This is a genomic window from Microbacterium sp. UBA3394 (genome assembly GCF_002358725.1).
GTDB lineage: Bacteria > Actinomycetota > Actinomycetes > Actinomycetales > Microbacteriaceae > Microbacterium > Microbacterium luteum.
The window spans coordinates 7,788-10,356 of record NZ_DEPK01000184.1 but is presented as its reverse complement, the minus strand read 5'-3'; the positions used below and the strand labels follow the sequence as shown (position 1 = coordinate 10,356).

Sequence of the window (2,569 nt, the reverse complement as noted above, 5' to 3'; positions counted from 1 at the left end):
GAGGAGGGACCGGACCACCTGCACGTCGCTGATGTCGGGAACATCGCGAAGAACGCTCGTCGTCTCGCCGAGCAGCGAGGCCACCATCGCCTTCGTGGCGAGGTTCTTCGCACCCTTCACCTCGACGCGGCCGCGCAGCGGCCGACCGCCCGTGATCCGCAGGGTTTCTCCGGTCATCTGCTTCTCTCCTGACGTGGGCTCGGCCGAGTCGTCGAGAAGTGTCTTCATCCGGTGAACCTCATTCGCGTGTTCGAGGGGCGCTTGTCGCCGACCCTTCCGGTGGGAAGGGTCCGGGCTCAACGGACGGGTGTCGTCCGTGGCCGCCACGCCTCGCGGCGAGCCTCGAATTCTGCGACCTTGTGTTCGTTCCGCAGGGTGAGCCCGATGTCATCGAGCCCCTCGAGAAGCCGCCACCTAGTGTAATCGTCGATCTCGAATCGAGCTTCGAGGTTGCCGAGTACGGCGGTTCGCGCTTCGAGGTCGACAGTCATCTCGGCTCCGGGCTCGGCCGCCATCGCGTCCCAGAAGGCCTCGAGCTCGGTGTCGGTGATCACCCCGGTCACCAGTCCCTGCTTGCCGGAGTTGCCCCGGAAGATGTCCGCGAACTTGGTGCTGAGCACGACCTTGAAGCCGTAGTCGCGCAGCGCCCAGACCGCGTGCTCACGGCTGGACCCGGTTCCGAAATCGGGCCCGGCGACGAGGATCGACGCGGATGCATACGCGGGCTGGTTGAGGACGAAGTCGGGTTCCTGACGCCAGTTCGCGAACAGCGCATCGTCGAAGCCGGTCTTCGTCACCCGCTTGAGGTAGACGGCCGGGATGATCTGGTCGGTGTCGACCGCGGAACGGCGCAGCGGGGCGGCGACGCCGGTGTGGGTGGTGAACTTCTCCATGTCAGGCCCCCGCTCCGCTCGTCGCCGGCACAGCCTGCTCGACGGGTTCGAGATCCGAGGGGCTGGACAGCGTGCCGCGCACCGCCGTCGCGGCCGCGACCAGGGGCGAGACGAGGTGGGTGCGGCCGCCCTTGCCCTGTCGCCCCTCGAAATTGCGGTTGCTCGTCGACGCGCAGCGCTCCCCCGGGCTCAGCTGGTCGGGATTCATGCCGAGGCACATCGAGCAGCCGGCGAACCGCCACTCGGCACCGAAGGCCGTGATGATCTTGTCGAGTCCCTCGGCCTCGGCCTCCAGCCTCACGCGCGCGGAGCCGGGAACGACCATCACCCGGACACCGGGTGCCTTCGTGCGCCCATCGATGATCGACGCGAACTCGCGCAGGTCTTCGATGCGGCTGTTCGTGCACGATCCCATGAAGACCGCGTCGACGGGGATGTCCTTCATCGGCGTCCCCGCCTGGAGATCCATGTACTCGAGGGCGCGCTCGGCCGCGACGCGCGCGTTCGCGTCCGCGAAATCGTCGGGCGAGGGGACGCGATCACTCAGCGACACCCCCTGCCCGGGGTTCGTGCCCCACGTGACGAACGGCTCGAGTTCGGCGGCGTCGAGGAACACCTCGGCGTCGTACACGGCCCCCTCGTCCGAGGGCAGAGTGCGCCAGTACGCGACCGCGTCATCCCAGTCCTGTCCGGTCGGCGCGTGATCGCGACCCTCGAGGTAGGCGAAGGTCGTCTCATCCGGGGCGACCATGCCGGCGCGGGCACCCGCCTCGATCGACATGTTGCACATCGTCATGCGGCCCTCCATCGACAGGCCGCGGATCGCGCTGCCGCGGTACTCGAGCACGTAGCCCTGGCCGCCGTTGGTGCCGATCTTCGCGATAACGGCGAGGATGATGTCCTTCGCCGTCACGCCGGGGCGGAGCTCGCCCTCGACGGTCACCGCCATGGTCTTGAACGGCTTCAACGGCAAGGTCTGCGTCGCGAGCACGTGCTCGACCTCGCTCGTGCCGATGCCGAAGGCCATCGCCCCGAACGCTCCATGGGTCGAGGTGTGGGAGTCACCGCACACGACGGTGATGCCCGGCATCGTGAGTCCGAGCTGCGGGCCGACGACGTGGACGATGCCCTGCTCCATGTCACCCAGCGAATGCAGACGCACGCCGAACTCCTCGGCGTTGCGGCGCAGGGTCTCGATCTGGGTGCGACTGGTGACGTCGGCGATGGGCTTGTGGATCTCCAGCGTCGGCGTGTTGTGGTCCTCGGTGGCGATCGTGTGCTCGAGACGCCGCACCGGGCGATTCTCGGCGCGCAGACCGTCGAACGCCTGCGGGCTGGTGACCTCGTGCACCAGGTGCAGGTCGATGTAGATCAGGTCGGGCTGGCCGCCCTCGCCCTTGACGACGAGGTGGTCGTCCCACACCTTCTCGGCGAGGGTGCGGGGGCGGTCGGGAATGACGGATGCGTCGGGAATGGGTGTGCTCATTGCGCTCTCCTCGGGATGGGGGATCAAGCCCGCGACGAAACTCCGCGACGAGTGAGGCCTGGNNGAATGCAGACGCACGCCGAACTCCTCCGCGTTGCGACGCAGGGTCTCGATCTGGGTGCGACTGGTGACGTCGGCGATGGGCTTGTGGATCTCCAGCGTCGGCGTGTTGTGGTCCTCGGTGGCGATC

General features: G+C 67.8%; 2 protein-coding genes and 1 pseudogene. All 3 read right to left on the bottom strand.

All coding sequences use genetic code 11. The annotated features are described in order from the left end of the window. Positions 1-228: pseudogene (locus B4E30_RS11015) on the bottom strand (UDP-N-acetylglucosamine 1-carboxyvinyltransferase); the annotation flags it as partial. A gap of 68 nt (positions 229-296) precedes the next feature. Beyond that, the gene (gene leuD / locus B4E30_RS11010; protein WP_286795323.1) at positions 297-893 is read right to left on the bottom strand and encodes a 3-isopropylmalate dehydratase small subunit; all 597 of its coding nucleotides are present in this window, start codon (positions 891-893) and stop codon (positions 297-299) included. Position 894: 1 nt separating this feature from the next. Continuing rightward, positions 895-2,569, bottom strand: a 1,675-nt coding sequence (gene leuC, locus B4E30_RS11005) for a 3-isopropylmalate dehydratase large subunit (RefSeq protein WP_414683211.1), incomplete at its 5' end; no start/stop codon positions are given.

What these genes read in the sequence shown, in the direction of transcription:
- leuD (WP_286795323.1), bottom strand. Translation starts at nt 893, where the DNA reads ATGGAGAAGTTCACCACCCACACCGGCGTCGCCGCCCCGCTGCGCCGT.